This window comes from Pseudomonas sp. KH_050 (genome assembly GCF_057838875.1).
The window spans coordinates 4,801,451-4,819,468 of the sequence record NZ_CM174478.1; the positions used below are offsets into that span (position 1 = coordinate 4,801,451).

Annotated in this window: 16 protein-coding genes and 1 pseudogene; 3 read left to right on the forward strand and 14 right to left on the reverse strand. The window is 56.6% G+C overall.

The window, feature by feature from the left end; translation table 11 throughout:
* Positions 1-29: 29 nt before the first annotated feature.
* The 4 genes and pseudogenes from kdpC to kdpF form a co-directional block, all read right to left on the reverse strand.
* Complete coding sequence (gene kdpC, locus AC3IUA_RS21800) at positions 30-575, reverse strand: potassium-transporting ATPase subunit KdpC (RefSeq protein WP_489356975.1); 546 nt, start codon at positions 573-575, stop codon at positions 30-32.
* An 89-nt stretch (positions 576-664) separates the two neighbouring features.
* Positions 665-2,718 (reverse strand): annotated as a pseudogene (gene kdpB, locus AC3IUA_RS21805) (potassium-transporting ATPase subunit KdpB).
* Between the two features lie 15 nt (positions 2,719-2,733).
* The gene (gene kdpA / locus AC3IUA_RS21810; protein ID WP_489356976.1) at positions 2,734-4,443 is read right to left on the reverse strand and encodes a potassium-transporting ATPase subunit KdpA; all 1,710 of its coding nucleotides are present in this window, start codon (positions 4,441-4,443) and stop codon (positions 2,734-2,736) included.
* A gap of 8 nt (positions 4,444-4,451) precedes the next feature.
* Entirely contained in the window at positions 4,452-4,541 is a 90-nt protein-coding gene (gene kdpF, locus AC3IUA_RS21815; protein WP_007899818.1) for a K(+)-transporting ATPase subunit F, read from the reverse strand.
* 333 nt (positions 4,542-4,874) lie between these two features.
* Between kdpF and AC3IUA_RS21820 the strand changes: the two genes are divergently transcribed.
* The gene (locus AC3IUA_RS21820) at positions 4,875-5,042 is read left to right on the forward strand and encodes a DUF2897 family protein (protein WP_007899812.1); all 168 of its coding nucleotides are present in this window, start codon (positions 4,875-4,877) and stop codon (positions 5,040-5,042) included.
* A gap of 253 nt (positions 5,043-5,295) precedes the next feature.
* Here the strand turns inward: AC3IUA_RS21820 and AC3IUA_RS21825 are convergent, their stop codons facing one another.
* Together AC3IUA_RS21825 and AC3IUA_RS21830 are read right to left on the reverse strand one after the other, a co-directional pair.
* On the reverse strand, positions 5,296-6,147 hold the full coding sequence (locus AC3IUA_RS21825) for an urea carboxylase-associated family protein (protein ID WP_489356977.1): 852 nt from the start codon (positions 6,145-6,147) through the stop codon (positions 5,296-5,298).
* Positions 6,148-6,353: 206 nt separating this feature from the next.
* Positions 6,354-7,028 carry a GntR family transcriptional regulator gene (locus AC3IUA_RS21830; protein ID WP_489356978.1) on the reverse strand — a complete coding sequence of 225 codons (675 nt, stop codon included), beginning with the start codon at positions 7,026-7,028 and terminating at the stop codon, positions 6,354-6,356.
* Positions 7,029-7,202: 174 nt separating this feature from the next.
* On the opposite strand from AC3IUA_RS21830, the gene AC3IUA_RS21835 reads away from it, so the two are divergent.
* On the forward strand, positions 7,203-7,760 hold the full coding sequence (locus AC3IUA_RS21835; protein WP_489356979.1) for a TetR/AcrR family transcriptional regulator: 558 nt from the start codon (positions 7,203-7,205) through the stop codon (positions 7,758-7,760).
* A 3-nt stretch (positions 7,761-7,763) separates the two neighbouring features.
* On the opposite strand, the gene fabF is transcribed toward AC3IUA_RS21835, so the two are convergent.
* The gene (gene fabF / locus AC3IUA_RS21840; protein WP_489356980.1) at positions 7,764-9,038 is read right to left on the reverse strand and encodes a beta-ketoacyl-ACP synthase II; all 1,275 of its coding nucleotides are present in this window, start codon (positions 9,036-9,038) and stop codon (positions 7,764-7,766) included.
* Positions 9,039-9,076: 38 nt separating this feature from the next.
* Positions 9,077-9,871: an SDR family NAD(P)-dependent oxidoreductase gene (locus tag AC3IUA_RS21845; RefSeq protein ID WP_489356981.1), complete on the reverse strand. Its 795-nt coding sequence runs from the start codon at positions 9,869-9,871 to the stop codon at positions 9,077-9,079.
* Positions 9,872-10,713: 842 nt separating this feature from the next.
* On the opposite strand from AC3IUA_RS21845, the gene AC3IUA_RS21850 reads away from it, so the two are divergent.
* Complete coding sequence (locus AC3IUA_RS21850) at positions 10,714-11,364, forward strand: acetyltransferase (protein WP_489356982.1); 651 nt, start codon at positions 10,714-10,716, stop codon at positions 11,362-11,364.
* A 452-nt stretch (positions 11,365-11,816) separates the two neighbouring features.
* On the opposite strand, the gene AC3IUA_RS21855 is transcribed toward AC3IUA_RS21850, so the two are convergent.
* The 6 genes from AC3IUA_RS21855 to AC3IUA_RS21880 form a co-directional block, all read right to left on the reverse strand.
* Positions 11,817-12,146: a ComEA family DNA-binding protein gene (locus AC3IUA_RS21855; RefSeq protein ID WP_489356983.1), complete on the reverse strand. Its 330-nt coding sequence runs from the start codon at positions 12,144-12,146 to the stop codon at positions 11,817-11,819.
* Positions 12,147-12,260: 114 nt separating this feature from the next.
* Positions 12,261-14,258: a polysaccharide biosynthesis protein gene (locus AC3IUA_RS21860; RefSeq protein ID WP_489362425.1), complete on the reverse strand. Its 1,998-nt coding sequence runs from the start codon at positions 14,256-14,258 to the stop codon at positions 12,261-12,263.
* A 60-nt stretch (positions 14,259-14,318) separates the two neighbouring features.
* Positions 14,319-15,335 (reverse strand): MraY family glycosyltransferase, encoded by a 1,017-nt coding sequence (locus AC3IUA_RS21865; protein WP_489356984.1) that lies wholly within the window; start codon positions 15,333-15,335, stop codon positions 14,319-14,321.
* A 140-nt stretch (positions 15,336-15,475) separates the two neighbouring features.
* Entirely contained in the window at positions 15,476-16,654 is a 1,179-nt protein-coding gene (locus tag AC3IUA_RS21870) for a DegT/DnrJ/EryC1/StrS family aminotransferase (RefSeq protein ID WP_489356985.1), read from the reverse strand.
* Positions 16,655-16,747: 93 nt separating this feature from the next.
* Complete coding sequence (locus tag AC3IUA_RS21875) at positions 16,748-17,374, reverse strand: acetyltransferase (RefSeq protein ID WP_489356986.1); 627 nt, start codon at positions 17,372-17,374, stop codon at positions 16,748-16,750.
* Complete coding sequence (locus AC3IUA_RS21880; RefSeq protein WP_489356987.1) at positions 17,371-17,967, reverse strand: sugar transferase; 597 nt, start codon at positions 17,965-17,967, stop codon at positions 17,371-17,373. The genes AC3IUA_RS21875 and AC3IUA_RS21880 overlap by 4 nt, the downstream gene beginning before the upstream one ends.
* Between the last annotated feature and the right edge of the window lie 51 nt (positions 17,968-18,018).

Below are 18,018 nucleotides of genomic sequence, written 5' to 3' on the forward strand. Positions count from 1 at the left end.
CTAGGGCCGCGTTCGGACGATCTTTTGATCTACAGCTTTTCCAGCGCTGCATTCAACGCCAGCACATTAACCACCGGCGGGCCCACCAGGGGTTGCTCGACATGCGTATCGACCAACTGCTGCACGGTGGCTACCGGCAGGTTGCGGGCGGCCGCGACCCGCGCCAGTTGATAGGCAATCGCCGCCGGTGGCAAGTGTGGATCAAGGCCGCTGCCGGAGGTAGTGAGCAACGCCAATGGAACCGCCCCCTGCCCCGGCACCAACAGTTTGCTGGCCTCGTCGATCACCCGAGTGGCCAGCGCCGGATTGCTCGGCGCCAGGTTGCTGGCGCTGCTCGATACCGTGGCAAAGGCGCCCGCCGATGGCCGCGAATGGAACCAGGCATCACCGCTGAAATCCTGAGCGATCAGCGCCGAGCCGCGGACCTTGCCGTCGGCATCGCGCACCAGGCTGCCATTGGCCTGATCCGGGAATGCCACCTGGGCGACACCGGTGACGACCAATGGGTAGGCGACGCCGGTGATCAGGGTCATCAGAACAATCAGGCTCATGGCTGGACGTAACATAGTGGACATCATCGAATCCTCAAATTAGAAATACATAACCCTGTGGCGAGGGGGCTTGCCCCCTCGCCACAAAAACGCGCTCCTCAGGAAGACTCGCGTCAAACCAACTGCAATGCCGTCAACAGCATGTCGATCAACTTGATCCCCACAAACGGCACCAGAATCCCGCCAACGCCATAAATCAGCAGATTACGCCGCAGCAATGCCGCCGCGCTCGCCGCCTGGACTCGCACGCCGCGCAATGCCAGCGGGATCAGCACCACGATGATCAGGGCGTTGAAGACTATCGCCGAGAGGATCGCGCTCTGCGGGCTGCTCAGGTGCATGATGTTGAGCACGCCCAGCTGTGGATAAATCGAGGCGAACAGCGCCGGCAGGATCGCGAAGTACTTGGCCACGTCGTTGGCGATGGAAAAAGTGGTCAGCGCGCCACGGGTCACCAGCAGCTCTTTGCCGATTTGCACCACGTCCAGCAGCTTGGTCGGATCGCTGTCGAGGTCGACCATGTTCGCCGCTTCGCGGGCCGCCTGAGTGCCATCGTTCATCGCCATGCCGACGTCGGCCTGGGCCAGCGCCGGCGCATCATTGGCACCGTCGCCACACATTGCCACCAGCCGTCCGTCATTCTGCTCATGACGAATACGCGCCAGCTTCTTCTCGGGAGTCGCTTCGGCCAACACATCATCCACACCGGCCTCAGCGGCAATCGCCGCGGCGGTCAGCGGGTTGTCGCCGGTCACCATCACGGTGCGAATCCCCAGCTTGCGCAGTTCGGCGAAACGCTCGCGAATGCCGGGTTTGACCATGTCCTTGAGGTGGATGGCGCCGAGCAGTTTGCCCTCGGCGCAGACCAGCAACGGGGTGCCGCCACTCTGGGCGATCTTGTCGATTTCCCGTGACAACGCCGCCGGCAGATCGCGGCGTTGCAGGCCGACAAAGCTCAGCAACGAATCCACCGCTCCCTTGCGATATACCCGACCCTGGTAGTCGACTCCGGACAGGCGGGTCTCGGCACTGAAGGGTACGGCGATCAGCACCTCGGTGGCCGGTTCAGGCTGTGGATAAAGTCCACGCAGGTACTCAACGATGGATTTACCTTCTGCGGTGTCGTCGGCCAGCGAGGCGAGTAACGCGCCTTTGGCCAACGCTTTGGCGCTGACGCCAGGTGCCGGGTGAATCGCTGTGCAGCGGCGGTTACCGAAGGTGATGGTGCCGGTCTTGTCCAGCAGCAACACATGCACGTCACCCGCTGCTTCCACGGCGCGACCGGATTTGGCGATGACGTTGAGCCGCACCAGACGGTCCATCCCGGCAATGCCGATGGCCGACAACAGGCCACCGATGGTGGTCGGAATCAGGGTCACCAATAACGCCACCAGAAACACCAGCGGCAGGCTGCCGTTAGCGAAATGGGCAAACGGCTGGAGCGTCACGACCACCAGCAGGAAGATCAAGGTCAGGCCAATCAGCAGGATATCCAGCGCCACTTCGTTAGGGGTTTTCTGCCGCTTGGCTCCTTCCACCAGCGCAATCATTCGGTCGAGGGTCGACTCACCGGGGTTGGCGGTGATCCGTACCAGCAGCCAATCGGAGACCAGCCGGGTGTTACCGGTGACGGCCGAGCGGTCGCCGCCGGACTCGCGGATCACCGGTGCAGACTCGCCGGTAATTGCCGCCTCGTTGACCGCCGCGATGCCTTCGATCACTTCGCCGTCACCGGGGATCATTTCCCCCGCTTCAACCCGGACGATATCGCCTTTGCGCAGGCGGGTAGCGGGCACCACCTGATAGCTTCCATCAGCGCTCTTGCGCCGCGCACTCATGCCTTCGCTGCCGGCCTTGAGACTGTCGGCGCGGGCTTTGCCGCGGCCTTCGGCCAGGGCTTCGGCGAAGTTGGCGAACAACACGGTGAACCACAGCCACAAGGCGATTTGCGCGGCGACGAAGGCCGGCACCGCCGGGTCCGGCACAAAACACAGGGCGGTGGTGAGGATCGCCGTCAGTTCGACCACCAGCATCACCGGCGCGCGCTTGAGCTGACGCGGGTCGAGCTTGACGAAGGCTTGCACCAGCGCCGGCCGCCAGAGGGCCGAGATCGCGGTTTTCGGTTGTGCCGGCGCCTTGACGACGGCGGCTTTGGGTGCGGGCATATTCATCATCAGATCCTTCAGTTCTTCAGTCCAAAAGCGGCCAGGCCCAAGTGTTCAGCGACCGGCCCCAGCGCCAGGGTCGGCAGGAAGGTCAGGCCGCCCACCAGCAAAATGGTCACAGTCAGCAAGGTCACGAACAGCGGTCCATGGGTCGGGAAGCTGTTCTGGCCGATCGGCACGGTTTTCTTCATGGCCAGGCTGCCGGCCAGGGCCAGCACCGGGAGGATGTAACCGAAGCGACCGATCAACATGCCAAGGCCCAGCATCAGGTTATGGAACGGCGTGTTGGCGCCCAGCCCGGCGAAGGCCGAACCGTTGTTGGCGCTGGCCGAGGTGTAGGCATAGAGCAACTGGCTGAAACCGTGGGGGCCAGGATTACTGATGGCCGACGCCGGACCGGGCAAACTGGCGGCGATCGCGCCAAGCACCAGCACACCCACCGGCATCACCAACAGGGTCACCACCAACAGCTGGACTTCCCTGGCCTGCAGTTTCTTGCCGAGGTATTCCGGGGTTCGACCAATCATCAAGCCGGCGAGGAACACTGCGATCAGCACGTTGAGCAACATGCCGTAGAGCCCGGCACCGACGCCGCCGAAGATCACCTCGCCGACCATCATGTTGACCAGCGCGACCATCCCGCTCAGCGGGTTGAGGCTGTCGTGCATGGCATTGACCGAACCGTTGGACGCCGCAGTAGTGGTCACCGACCACAGCACCGTGGCGGTGGTGCCAAAGCGCGCCTCCTTGCCTTCCAGCGGCGCGGTTTGCTCGACCGCTACGTTGTCCAGCGTCGGGTTCGGCTGATACTCGGCCCACAGCGAAGTGGCGCCGCCGATCAGGAACAGCGTCAGCATGCAGGCGATGATCGCCCGGCTCTGGCGCAGGTCTTTCACGTAATGGCCAAAAGTGAACACCAGCGCAACGGGGATCAGAATGATCGACGCGACTTCGAACAGGTTGCTCCAGGCCGTCGGGTTCTCGAATGGATGGGCCGAATTGACACCGAAGAAGCCACCACCGTTGGTGCCCAGTTGTTTGATAGCGATCTGGCTGGCGGCAGGCCCCAAAGGGATCACCTGATCCACGCCCTGCATCGTCAGCGCATTCACGTAATGGGCGTATGTTTGCGGTACGCCCTGCCAGACCAGGAGCAGCGCCAGCAGCAGGCACAACGGCAGCAGGCCGTAGAGGGTGGCGCGAGTCATGTCGACCCAGAAGTTGCCCAGGGTTTGCGCCGAACGTCGACCGATGCCACGACACAGTGCTACCAACACCGCAAGGCCGGTGGCGGCGCTGACGAAGTTCTGCACGGTCAGGCCGACCATCTGGCTGAGGTAGCTCAGCGTGGCTTCACCGCTGTAGGACTGCCAGTTGGTGTTAGTCATGAAGCTGACGGCGGTATTGAACGCCTGCGTCCACTCCTGACCCGGCAGGTGTTGCGGGTTGAGCGGCAAGTAGTCCTGAAACAGCAGGATCGCGAACAACAGCAAAAAACCCGTGAGGTTGAAGGCGAGCAAGGCCAGGGTGTATTTCTGCCAGCTCTGTTCGGCCTGCGGATCGACCCCGGCCACCCGATAACAGCCGCGTTCCAGCGGACCGAAGACCGGCGTCAGCCAGGTGCGCTGGCCTTCCATCACCTTGTAGTAAAAGCGCCCCAGAAACGGTGCCGGGATCAGCACCAGGGCGAAGAAGGCGAGGATCAGCCAATAGTCATAACTGTGCATAACCGCTCCTAGTTCCGATCCGCGCGCAACAGCGCAACCAGTAGATAAATGAACAGCCCCACTGCCAGCAGCAGTGACACTCCGTCCAGAACGCTCATGGAATTTCTCCGTCGTACGGCGATTGCCGCGTGTGCATTCATTGTCTGCAGGGAGGCCGTAAAGGATCGAGAGCGAGGGGTCTGGCGCGGGATAAAAAATGCGTAAAGAATGGGAAATACCAGAACGATCAAATGCGGGCCGGGTGGCAAGGCAACACCTTGTGTAGGAGCTGCCGAAGGCTGCGATCTTTTGATTTTAGATGTCAGTCGCATCGCCAAAGATCAAAAGATCGCAGCCTTCGGCAGCTCCTACGAGGGGTAACAGGCCTACAATATATGCATGACCATTGGGCGAAACCTTTCGCCCAGCGGCCTGCCTTGAAGGAGAGCCCTATGCCCTGGTATGCCTGGTTGATTCTGATAGTTGCAATCGGCTCGATCGTCGGCGGTTTGATGTTGCTGCGCGACACCGCCAACAAGGTGGAGCTGACCGAAGAACAACGTAAACGCGTGGCTGAACGCAACGCGGAAGCCGATGCCAAGGATGCGCAGGATCGTTGATCCCAAAACCCTGTCATTGAGAACCAATGGCAGGGTTTATCTTATCTATCGTCATACATAGAACCTGTGGCGAGGGGGCTTGCCCCCGTTCGGCTGCGAAGCAGTCGTAAAGTCGGTGAACGCGGTGAGCCTGATACAACGCGTTGGCAGGTTTTAGGACCGCTTCGCGCTCCAGCGGGGGCAAGCCCCCTCGCCACAAATGATCATCTGGCCATGGATGTTCGTTGCTGATGAGCGTCAGCACTAAGTGTCACTACTTCTCCCACTCCGCCTTGGCAATCTGCAACCCATGCAGCCCCTTGTAGGCCGCACGCTCTGGCTGGCTCCAGCCCTCGAGCAACGACTCCTCAAGCCGATAGACCTCCACCCCCAACGGCCGGCAAACACTCAACGGATCCTGCGCATCCGGCCCCCACATTGCCACTGACAAATCGCCTCCGGGGCAGGTGGACAAGGCGCAGAGCAGATCGATTTCAGCAAAAAACTCCAGGTAGTCGCCCTTCTGCGCCGGGCAGGCTTTCATGAAGTACATGTCGTCATGGTTGAGACCGGTGCACTGGAAAATGTTCAGTACATCGTGCACGTCGAACTCGGTCAGGCCATGGGGCAACACCGCGCGGGTCAGGTTCGAGTGGCAGTGATGGTGGAAGTCTTCGCCGGTGAGCATTTTGTTCACATAAGGATCGCAGCGGGTGCCCAGCAGATCGTGCAGTCGGCCGCCATGTTCATCGATACCGTAACCCGCCAGGCTGTCATCGGTGATGGTCACCAGGGGCCGCAAAAACGGCAGGTTCGACCAGAGCCGGTCGTGGGTGCTGACATGGGCGCCCTGCAGTTGACGGGTGCGCGCGGCCCACAAGCGTTCACGCGGATCATTGGCGTTCCAGACATTGAAATCCCCCACCTGCGGGCCGACCGGAGTGGTCACCCGGAACACATGCCCGGCCGCAACCTTCCACGCACGGCCCGTGCGGATCGGCACTTCGAACTGCTCGATCAGCGTGCGTCGGTCCTTCGCCTCGCGAATCCGCTCATAAAAGGCCTTGTCTACCTGCAGGGCCGAACCTTTGCTGACCTGATAAGCCGCGGGATAGTCTTTGTACATGGTGAACATCCTCGATCAATGGGCATAGGTATCTACACAACTTTCCTCTCGTAGCAGCTGCCGAGCCTGCGAGGCTGCGTTCGACCGCGAAGCGGTCGTTAGATCGGGCGACGGGGTTTTTAAAGTAGACCGCGTACACAGGCTTTGCGAGGACTTCGGTCGAGCGCGACTCCGGCTCGAACGCAGCCTCGCAGGCTCGGCAGCTGCTACGGGCTCAGCCCTACGCCGTAGAGGGGGTGGGGATGGCTGAGCATGTCGAGTAACAGCTGTTCGGAGTCGTCGAGGTAAAGACTCATTGCCTCCTGCGCTGCGGCTTTTTTGCCCTCGGCGAGCAGGTCGTGAATCTGCCGATCGCGCGCAAGCCAGGGCGCTTGAAAGCGTTGCTCGTCTGGCGCGGCGCAGAACACCAGACGCAACTGGGCGACGATGTTGGTAAAGAACTCATCGAACAACGGGCTGCGCATCAGCCCGACGATATGCTGGTGAAAACCCAGGCTATGGGTACCGACTGCCCGCCAGTCCTCGCGTTCACGGGCAAGCTCGGTGGCTTCGATGGCCTCGAGCATGCGATCGGACTGGTACTCGCGCAGCGGCTTGCTGCCGGCAATGGCCTGCAACTCCAGGGTGCGGCGAACCTGGAACAGATCGCGCACCTCATCGACTCCGAGGCGGCGCACCACCACCCCTTTGTTGCGCACATAGCGGGTCAGGCCCTCTTGGCCCAAGCGGTGCAAGGCTTCGCGAATAGTGTTTCTAGAGGTGTTGTAGGCGGCTACCAGATCGCTTTCGATTAAAGCCATGCCGGGCAACAAACGCCCGCCGATAACGTCGGTACGCATCTCCAGCGTAATTTGATCGGCCAGGGAAAGTCCGCTGCTCATGGTGATCGCCTCATGATTGTTCAACAATCTTCAGCTAACCAGTAACCATTATTCGTGCCAATTAATCGATAGTGGCTGTCGAGCTCCAGACAACGGCGCCTTTCAGGCATAAAAGTACGGTCACCATTTAATTTACCTTGGTTAAGATGGGGGCATTGTTGTGGAGACTCTTAGATGCGTTACTCGCAAGACCATAAAGCCCAGACCCATCAGCGCATCATCAAGGAAGCTTCGGTACGCTTTCGCCGAGACGGTATCGGCGCTACCGGTCTGCAACCACTGATGAAAGCGTTGGGCCTGACCCACGGCGGCTTTTATTCCCACTTCAAATCCAAAGACGATCTGGTGGAAAAAGCGCTCCAGGCCGCCGGCGAAGAAGTCGACGTTCGTTGCGCCGAACTCTTCGCCCAGGAACGCCCGCTGGAAGCGTTCATCGACACCTACCTTTCCGAATGGCACCAGACATCACCCGACCAGGGCTGCCCCTTGCCCACCATGTCTTCGGAACTCGGCCAGCGCGGGCAACCCAGCCCGACCAGCGATGTCATTCTCGACTCAAGACTCAAGCAAGTGGAAACGGCGCTCGGCGGCCCGAATGCCGCCGATCAGAGCATCATCGTGATGTCGACCCTGGTGGGAGCGTTGATGCTGTCGCGCAGTGTCGAAAACGCGGAACTGGCAAAGCGGATTCTCGACATCACTCGCGACTTTTTGAAACAGCAGGCCGACTAAGCCTCAAGCCTGCCAACGCTTGAACAACACACTGGCATTGACCCCGCCGAAGCCGAAGCCATTGGACAAGGCATACTCGATCGCCATCGGCCGCGCCTGGCCATGGACAATGTCCAGACCTTCGGTTGCCGCATCCGGGTTATCCAGATTCAGCGTGGCCGGAGCGACTTGATCGCGAATCGCCAGAATTGTGAAGATCGCTTCTATTCCGCCAGCAGCGCCCAACAGGTGCCCGGTGGCGGATTTGGTCGCAGTGATCGCGACCTCCGGGCGCTCACCGAACAACGACTTGATAGCGGCGATTTCCCCCAGATCACCTATGGGTGTAGAGGTCGCGTGAGCGTTCAGGTGCTGCACCTGCGCCGCGCTGATGCCGGCCTGGGCCAAGGCTTGCGCCATGGAGCGCCGCGCACCGCTGCCATCTTCCGGACCGGCGGTCAGATGATAAGCATCGGCACTGGTGCCATAGCCGACTAGCTCCGCCAACGGCTGAGCGCCGCGGGCCAACGCGTGCTCCAGTTCCTCAATCACCAGAATCCCCGCCCCCTCGCCCATGACAAAACCATCGCGGCCACTGTCGAACGGCCGGGAAGCGCGCTCCGGGGTCTCGTTATAGCCACTGGACAAGGCCCGGGCCGCCGCGAACCCGGCAAGACTGACTCGATCGATGGCCGCTTCCGCGCCGCCACAGACTGCAATATCCGCTTCGCCACAACGAATCAACCGCGCGGCATCGCCAATCGCCTGAACGCCTGCGGCGCAAGCGGTTACCGGCGCACCCAACGGGCCTTTGAAACCGTGCTGGATCGACACATGACCGGCCGCCAGATTGACCAGAAACGACGGAATAGTGAACGGCGACAAACGCCGAGGGCCCTTGCTGTCGGTGGTTCTCACCGCATCGGCAATCGCGCCGAAACCACCGACACCCGAACCAATGATCGTCGCCGTGCGCTCCTGCGCCTGAGCATCGCCCGCCACCCAGCCCGCCTGCTCCAATGCCTGCTGAGCAGCCGCCATGGCGAACAGAATGAAACGGTCCATCTTCTTCTGCTCTTTGGGAGACGTCGCCCGATCCGGATCAAAACCCGCCTCGCTATCCTCCGACAGCGTAGGTACCACACCGCCTACCCTGGCCGACAAATCAGCCACCACCGCCTCCGGCAACTGCCGCAGACCGGAACGACCGGCGAGCAAACGCGCCCAGACCGGCTCGACACCACAACCCAGCGGCGACACCAACCCCATGCCAGTGACTACTACTCGACGTCCACTCATAACCTCACCACCTCAAATCGATTCATGGATCCCGCCCATTACTTATAGCGGGCAGCTGCACTGCTCCTCGACAAATTTGGTCCAAGGGCATGCCGCGCAGCCGTCACCGCCTCCCAATCCGCCGCCTCCGGCAGTGACGGAATAGTGATCAACTCACCCTGATCAAAACCGGCCAATGCCGCGCTGACCATCTCATCGGCCTCCATCACCATCTCCGCCGGAATCGCATCGGCATCGATACCCGAACGCTCCCAGATCTCAGTGCGCGTCACACCCGGCAACACCGCCTGCACCTGCACACCCGAGCCATTCAGTTCGGCGTCCAACGACTGCGTCAGACTCAACACATAAGCCTTGGTCGCCGAATACGTCGCGTTGAAACGCTCCGGAATCAACGCCACCACCGAACCGATATTGATAATCGCACCCCGCCCGGCAGCCGAAAAATTCTGCGCCGCAGCCGAAGCCAAACGCGTCACCGCCACCACATTGAGCTGAATCATCCGCTCCAGCTGATCCATATCGGCGCTGGCCAATGGACCATCGGCAGCGATACCCGCATTGTTCAACAACAGACTGATAGCCGAATCACTGCGCAAGCGCTGCTCGACCTTCAACAGATCCTCTCGAAGCGTCAGATCCGCCTTCAACACCTCAACCTGAACACCGTGCTCGGCCCGCAACCGAGTCGCTGCCGCCTCCAGCCGCTGCTCATCACGGGCCACCAACAACAGGTCAAAACCACGCACCGCCAGTCGCTCGGCGTAGATTGCTCCGATGCCGGATGATGCACCGGTGATGAGGGCGGTACCTTGGGATTGGACAGGGTTCATAGGGGTACTCCTGGGGAAACGTTGGGGGATTGAGCGTCCGGGTGGGGCAGTTCAAGGGGTGGAGGGTTTTATTATAGGCATAATTTTATGTTTGTATGATAGTCGTAATTTAACGGGCCGATAGATTTTTTTGGCTCGGTTCTTCACAGTCATGCGTGCATTGACGACATTTCAATATAGCGGTGATGTGCGGATGAGTACCGGTGTGAGGACGAAAAAACCAGCGACCTTTCGCCCTTCTAGATCGCCCGACAGAGCAGAGGTAAATCTCACTCCAGCGTCATTTCAGACGAAAGGGAACTGATTCATACGGATTGCTTTGCTGAATCACTCACTAAATCCCTATATTTACCAGGAGATTGCTCTGCCAGGGTCAGCGCCAAATACACTGGGTCTCATTGATTTGAGTGAGAATGGAAGCACGGACGGCCGCAACGGGCCTGGCTTTGAACTTCAGCCATACCGAACACAGGGTTTCAACGAAAAGCGGCAACAGCCGCCGTCACCTCCGGCCACAGGGAAGACCCTGGTTTTCATCAGAACAGACTAAATGCGCTATCTAGTGATCATTTGCATAACCGTAGTCATTGTAGTTCTTGGCGTGGCGTTGTACGGCGGGTATCAGCATTTGCGGGATTATGACGAGTAGGTTGGTTTAAGTCTCAAGCGGTGATCGTGCAGCACTACCCACTTGATTTTACATCGTCTTCCCCGGCCTCGGGTGAGCGCGCCATTACTCTGTTGATCAAACACAAACCGTTATCCGAAAATCAATAAGATAGCTAAACTGGCTCGATTCGATCAGATAAATAGCAGCAATGGACAGAAAAAAGGATCATGACATGAACATTTACGCAATCGTTGGGGCTGGGGGCTTTGGCCGTGAGGTCATGCCTCTCGTCGTCGAGATGCTGAATCGGGTGCCGGACAGTAAGAACTCCAAGGCAATTTTTGTTGATGACAACCCACCTAGCAGAATAATCAATGGGTTCGAGGTAATGACCACCGCCGACTTCATTGACATGGATGAAACCCTTTTTTTCAACATTGCCATAGCAAATAGCAAAATCCGCGAGCTTGTCGCTAACAAGCTTATCGGTGGTGGAGCCAAGCCATTCGCAATTTCCGCGGCAAACACCCTTAACCTCGCTCATAACGAAATTGGGGAAGGCTCAATTCTTTGCCCATTCACCACGGTTACGGCAAATGCCAGGATTGGTAAGTTCTTTCATTCGAACATCTATTCATACGTCGCACATGACTGTGTTATAGGCGACTTTGTCACCTTTGCGCCCGGCGTACACTGCAACGGTTCAGTCATCATTGAAGACCATGCGTATATCGGAACTGGGGCAATCATCAAGCAAGGCACACCAGACCGACCGATCGTTATCGGAAAAGGCGCGGTGGTCGGGATGGGCGCTGTAGTGACAAAAAGTGTTGAGCCTTTTACAACAGTCGTTGGAAACCCAGCAAGACCACTTGTGAAGTAATGGCGATAGTTCCCGGGGTAGATATGCACGCATCCCTGAAAAAACTAGCCATCAGTGATAGAGCAACACGTTAAAGGCGCGACAAGCCTTCAACTTTAGAGTCCGTCGGTCAAGACGGCTAAAGTCATCGTTCAGAGCCCTATGGGTTTCTGCGCTGCGCACCTGAGCGGTGCGGAAATAGTCCTTGGCAGAGACATCCAAGGGCTCCTGTACGGAATCCCACGTAGCGAATACCAGTGCCCCCATGAATCTCAACTTTCAAATGGCAGGGTTAATGGATCGCATACTGAGAAGCAGTATACTGCACATAACAAAAGCGCCCTGGGCTTGGCGAGCCACAGGGCGATGAAGATGCCAAAAAGCCAGATATTCAGTTGATCGCGATTTCGCACTGCTTAATTAAACAGCATTGCGTTCAACAACCCGCTTTGGCTGCTGCTAATGAACCCTGTTCATTTTATTTCCAGCATTTCGCGGTTCTTGTCCAGAATCGCCTTGCCGATCCCCTTCACTTCGAGCAACTCATCCACCGAAGTGTATGGCCCGTTGCTTTCACGGTAAGCCACAATCGCATTGGCCTTGGCCTCGCCAATCCCAGAGAGTTCACGCTGCAAGGTCGCGGCATCGGCTCCATTGAGATTGATCCTTGAGGCCTGCCCAGTAGACGCCACCTGCACCGCGATAGGCGTAACGGTCTCCGATTTGGCAGGCGCTGCGTTGACGGCAAGAGAGGCACTGGTCAGCAGAGCAAAGACCAGAGATGAGAGGTAAGACGTACGCATAAGTGACACTCCATGGCATTGATAAGGGAGAAGCAGCTTTTCCGAAGCTGCCTTCCAAACCTAGGCGATGTTATGCGTATGTCAAAAGTGGCAGAGTTACAGCATATGTGGCGATCAGGGCTCAAGTCGGCGTTGTTGGTAGATCCAGTCGACGATTTCACCGTCTGGTGCATAACCGCTGACTGTGTCGCGCAGTAATTGACGGACTCGGGCATAGTCATCCTGCTCAACAGCAGCAAGCAGTTCCGTCAGCTTGGCCTTGAGCACATCCCAGGCCAAATGATCTTCATTGGCACTCATAATCATCGGATGTTGAGTGGCGACTACGTTGTCGCCAATCAGCAACTCTTCGTAAAGCTTTTCGCCCGGCCGCAGACCAGTGAACTCGATGGAAATGTCGCCGTGCACATTCTTTTCCGAGCGAACACTCAAACCGGAGAGATGAATCATCTTTTCCGCTAACTCTACAATTTTCACCGGCTCACCCATGTCCAATACAAACACGTCACCACCCTGCCCCATGGAGCCAGCCTGGATCACCAGCTGCGCCGCTTCGGGAATGGTCATGAAGTAACGGGTGATCTTCGGATGGGTAACGGTCAGTGGTCCGCCCGACTTGATCTGCTTGTGGAACAGCGGAATCACCGAACCGGAAGACCCCAGCACATTGCCAAAACGGACCATGGTGAAGCGGGTTTTATTGACTCGCGAGACATTGCCCGTGTCACCAAAGAGCACTGGCGCAACCTCACGGCTCAGTGCCTGCAGCGTCAATTCGGCAAGGCGCTTGGTGCTGCCCATCACATTAGTCGGACGCACGGCCTTGTCCGTAGAGATCAATACAAAGTTGGCAACACCAGCTTGCAGGGCGGCCTGGGCAGTATTGAGCGTGCCGATCACATTGTTCAGAACGCCTTCAGCAATGTTGTGCTCGACCATCGGCACGTGTTTGTAAGCGGCGGCATGGTAGACCGTGTCTACGTGCCAAGTTTTCATTACGTCCAGCAACTTGTCCGGATTGCGGACAGAACCGAGAATTGGCAGCAGACGAACCGACAAGGATTCCCGGGCAACTCGCTGCTCAAGCTCCGACAAAATGCTGTAAAGGTTGAACTCACTATGTTCGAACAACAGAAGTGTGGTTGGACGTAAAGCCAGGATCTGCCGACAGAGCTCAGAACCGATGGAGCCCCCTGCGCCAGTGACCAGGACCGACTGATCCTTAATGCAGTGTTCGAGCAGATCACCCTGTGCGGGTACCGCATCACGACCAAGTAGGTCAGCGATGTCTACTTCCTGAATATCGTCGACCTTTACACGGCCGCTTGCCAGATCCATAAAACCGGGCACGCTTCGAACATGAAGCGGGAAGCCTTCCAGAAAGCCAAGAATCTCACGGCGACGGCCACGGTTCGATGAAGGAATCGCAAGAAGAATTTCCTGAGCGCCCGTGGCGTCTATCATCTGCTGGATGTGCTTAGGTTTGTAAACCTGCAGCCCTGCAATAACACGGTCGGCAATGCTTTTATCATCGTCGATAAATGCTACCGGACGCATGATTCTGCCCATACGCAGAGCCGCAACCAATTGGTTTCCGGCAGCTCCAGCTCCATAGATCGCGACCCTAGGTAACCCATCATCGCGACTGGTGAAAGGCACATGCTGCGCAGCAGTGAACCAATCGCCCAGGAAGTACTGACGCATAGCCAGACGCAAACCACCAACCATGATCAGGCTCAACCACCAGTAGTTGAAAATGATCGATCGCGGAACGACGTGCTGGTGGTTGCTGTACCAATACACCGCAACACCCAGAATTAGTGCCGACAGGCTAACAGCCTTAATGATGGCAATCAGGGCGTCATTACCAAAATAACGCATCACCGCCCTATACATGCCAAAGCGGATGAACAGAGGAATGGCTATGGTAGGAGCAGTCAGGAACAACCAAAGATGTTGAGTGAGTGGATTGATCATTTCGTCCAGCCCCAACCGGACAACAAAGGCCATCCATAACGCCAGCCAGACCAGTATGATGTCAACGATGACTTGCAGGACGCGTTTGCGCTGCCGTGGAAGGCTCAACAAATATGTTCTTATATTATCCATAATCCTCGTTCACCTTTTGCAACACTCGAAACAAAACATTCTTGAATGTGAAAAATCAATCCGTTAATGCTCTTCCAATTCCCCAGCATGAAACTTTAAAGCAAGAATCACTAGTGGAATATAAGCTAAAATCAGACCAATCACTCCCTCAAGACCAAGCAATGCCACACACAATGCAATAGGCAGCAACCACACAACATTAATTACCGCCACCGCCAAAGTAACTGTCGAATGTCCTCCTGACTGACGTGAGGCAAACTGGTAAGCGTGGGTACGATGTGCCTCATAAACTCTAGCTCCCAGCAGAAAACGCCGTATCAATGTGAACGTCGCATCTACAATGAATACACCGAGGAGGATCAACCATACCCATAGCAAACCTGTAGCGCTCCAAGCCGCCTGAAGCGAAAATACGCCTAATACCATGCCTAGAAAACCACTTCCTGCATCGCCCATGAAAATCCGCGCAGGTGGAAAATTCCAGTAAAGAAAGCCAACGACCGACATAGCCAGCAGTAATGGTGCCCAAATGAGGTTTTTGTAGTCTGCCAACCAGTAGATCACACAGACACCAAGACATACGGTAACCGCCTCGACGCCGGCAATACCATCAATCCCGTCCATAAAGTTGTACAAATTCAGCATCCAGACCAAGTAGATCACAGCCAAAACTGACCCGAACCAACCTAGATCAAAGACGATGCCAAACACATTTAGCGGAGGCAGGCCATCGAACCAAAACAAAGCCCAGATAGCTCCTGAAAAATGACCAAGTAAACGCCACCTAACTGCAACGTGGCCCTGATCATCTAGGAAGCCCAGTATCGCAATTCCAGCACCCGCCCCAAGCAAAGCCAGGATCAAAGTCCAGCTTACGACCTCAAACAATCCAAAAACCGGCAATACGCCAAGGAAGCTGAGCACAATCGCTACTCCACCGCTCCGTGGCGTAGGTATCGAATGTGAGCTGCGAGCGTTGGGAACATCCATCAGGCTGCGAGCCAGAGCGTAGCGACGCAAGGCGCCGGTGAGTGCCAGTGAAACGCTAGCTACAACCAGTAACGACAACCATAGAGTCATCGAAGAGAAGCATCCATATATTGACAGGCATTGGTTAACAATCTAGATCCTTCGGAACTACTGTTCCTTGTCGCTCAACTCCCAAACCAGCGAAAATGCTGGCCTGGGGTGCGCAATGAATGATCGGTCGCAGGCGTGATTTACGCTTGAAGTGCTTGCTGCATAATATTCTTAAGCACTTCACAGGTTTTGTCGATTTCAGCCTCGGTCAGTGTCGGGTGCACAAGAAACATCAAGCTAGTCTCGCCCAAGCTCTTCGCCACGGCCAACCGGACCTCAGGGCGCCAGCCCGTATCATCAAAAGCTTTCTCGAGATAGACCTCGGAGCAAGAGCCAGAGAAACATGGAACGCCCAGCGCGGTGATTTCGGAAAGAATGCGGTCACGACTCCAGTCAGCCTTCAGCAGTTCAGGCTCGACAAAAACATAACACTTATACGCTGCGTGAGTGCAGTTGGTGGGAACCATGGGAACGCGCAGCCCCTTAAGCTCGCGAGCACATGACCAAATGCGCCCCGCATAACTGATACGTCGGGCTTGCCATTCGACCATACGACGCAACTGGATACGTCCAATAACCGCTTGCATCTCCAGCATTCGCCAATTAGTACCAAAACCTTCATGCAACCAACGGAAGCCTGGTGGATGCTCACGCTCATAGATCGCTTCCCAGCTCTTGCCATGATCCTTGAATGACCACATTTTCAGCCAAAGGCTTCGATCGTTTGTCGTGACCATGCCACCCTCGCCGCCAGTAGTCATGATCTTGTCCTGACAAAACGACCAGGCCCCTACATGACCGATAGAACCAACAGCACGCCCTTTATATTTTGCACCATGCGCCTGGGCGCAGTCCTCGATCACCTTGAGGTCGTGCCGGACTGCCAATTCCATAATGGGGTCCATATCACAGGGCCAACCTGCGAGATGCACGCAAATCACAGCACGGGTGCGAGACGTTAGGACCGCCTGGATAGTCTGCGCTGTGATATTCTGGGAATCGCGGTCAACCTCGGCGAACACCGGAGTGGCTCCTGCATTGACGATACTGGAAACTGAAGCAAGGAAGGTACGCGGCGTGACAATGACTTCGTCCCCCGGTCCGATTCCCAAGGCGCGCAGCGCAAGATCTAGCGCAACGGTGCCATTTGCCAAGGCGACGGCATATTCAGTACCCGCCCACGTAGCGAACTCTTTCTCAAATTCGCGACATTCCTGCCCCGTCCAATAATTGACCTTATTGGAAAGCACTACATTGCGAACGGCATCGGCCTCTTCCACTGTGAACGAAGGCCAAGGAGAAAATGGAGTATTCAACACGGTTTTTTACCTGCCATCCATAAATGAAAAAGTACGTCGAAAACTCAACTGTCCACTCAGCCAAGCATACCCAACCGCTCTTGACTGAAAAATTCAGGGGCTGCCGATAACTCGAGCGGGTACCCCTGCCACAGTCATATTATCAGAGAAATCACAGACCACCGTGGCACCGGCACCGACGACTACGTTGAAACCTATTGTGAGGCGCTGCCGGACAGATGCACCGATGCCAATCCAGCTTGCATCGCCTACACGAACGGCACCAGCCAGCCTAGCCCCCGGACTGAGATGCACACACATGCCAAGAACGCAGTCGTGATCGACACTACAACCAGTGTTCAGTATCGCTCCCTCACCGACCGAAGCGTACGCATTGACTACTGCAGATGCGAATACCACGGTTCCTGATCCAATCGTAGCGTATCGGCTAACAGTTGAAGATGGGTGTACAAGTACAGGAAGTTGTGCACCTACCGCCTTTAACACATCAATTTTGCTTCGGCGGACATTATTGTTACCAATGGCAACCAGAACACCATCGAACTCTTGCACACGCTTGAGTAAATCTTCAGTCGTTCCAGTTACTGGCCATATCTCATTGGACGTCACTTGGGGCCAAGCATCATCAAAAAACTCGATAACCTGCCAGCCACAACATTCTGCTGTATCCGCGACTACCCTGCCATGACCACTAGCACCGAGAATCGCGAGCCTCTTCATTTTTTTGTCCCAGTGAACTTGGGCATTGTTACTTCACCTTCCGCACTAATGCCGTCCTTGACCAACACTTTTTTGACTGTAAGGAGGATGATTTTCAGGTCGAGCCACAAAGACTGATGGTCCACATACCAGACATCAAGTTTGAATTTTTCTTCCCAGGATAGAGCGTTCCGCCCATTTATCTGAGCCCATCCGGTAACACCAGGTCGCGCATGGTGCCTGCGCCACTGGATTTCATCGTATAAAGGCAGATACTCCATCAACAGGGGACGAGGTCCCACCAGACTCATTTCGCCCTTCAACACATTCCACAGTTCAGGAAGCTCGTCCAGACTACTGGAACGCAAAAAATGTCCGAAACCAGTCATACGCTCGGAATCCGGAAGAGGGACTCCATTCAAGTCGTAAGCATCCTTCATCGTTCGAAATTTTATCATCTCAAATGGCTTGCCATTAAGACCCGGGCGTATCTGGCGAAACAAAACAGGCCCTCCAAGTTTACGGCGAACTTGAAAGGCCACAAAAATAATGACAGGACCCAATACCAAGAGTCCGAAGAAGGATGCAACCACATCAAAAAGGCGCTTTAACATTTTCCAATCCTAGAAACCCAATAAGCGAAAACCCTCACTCACCCAAAGAGT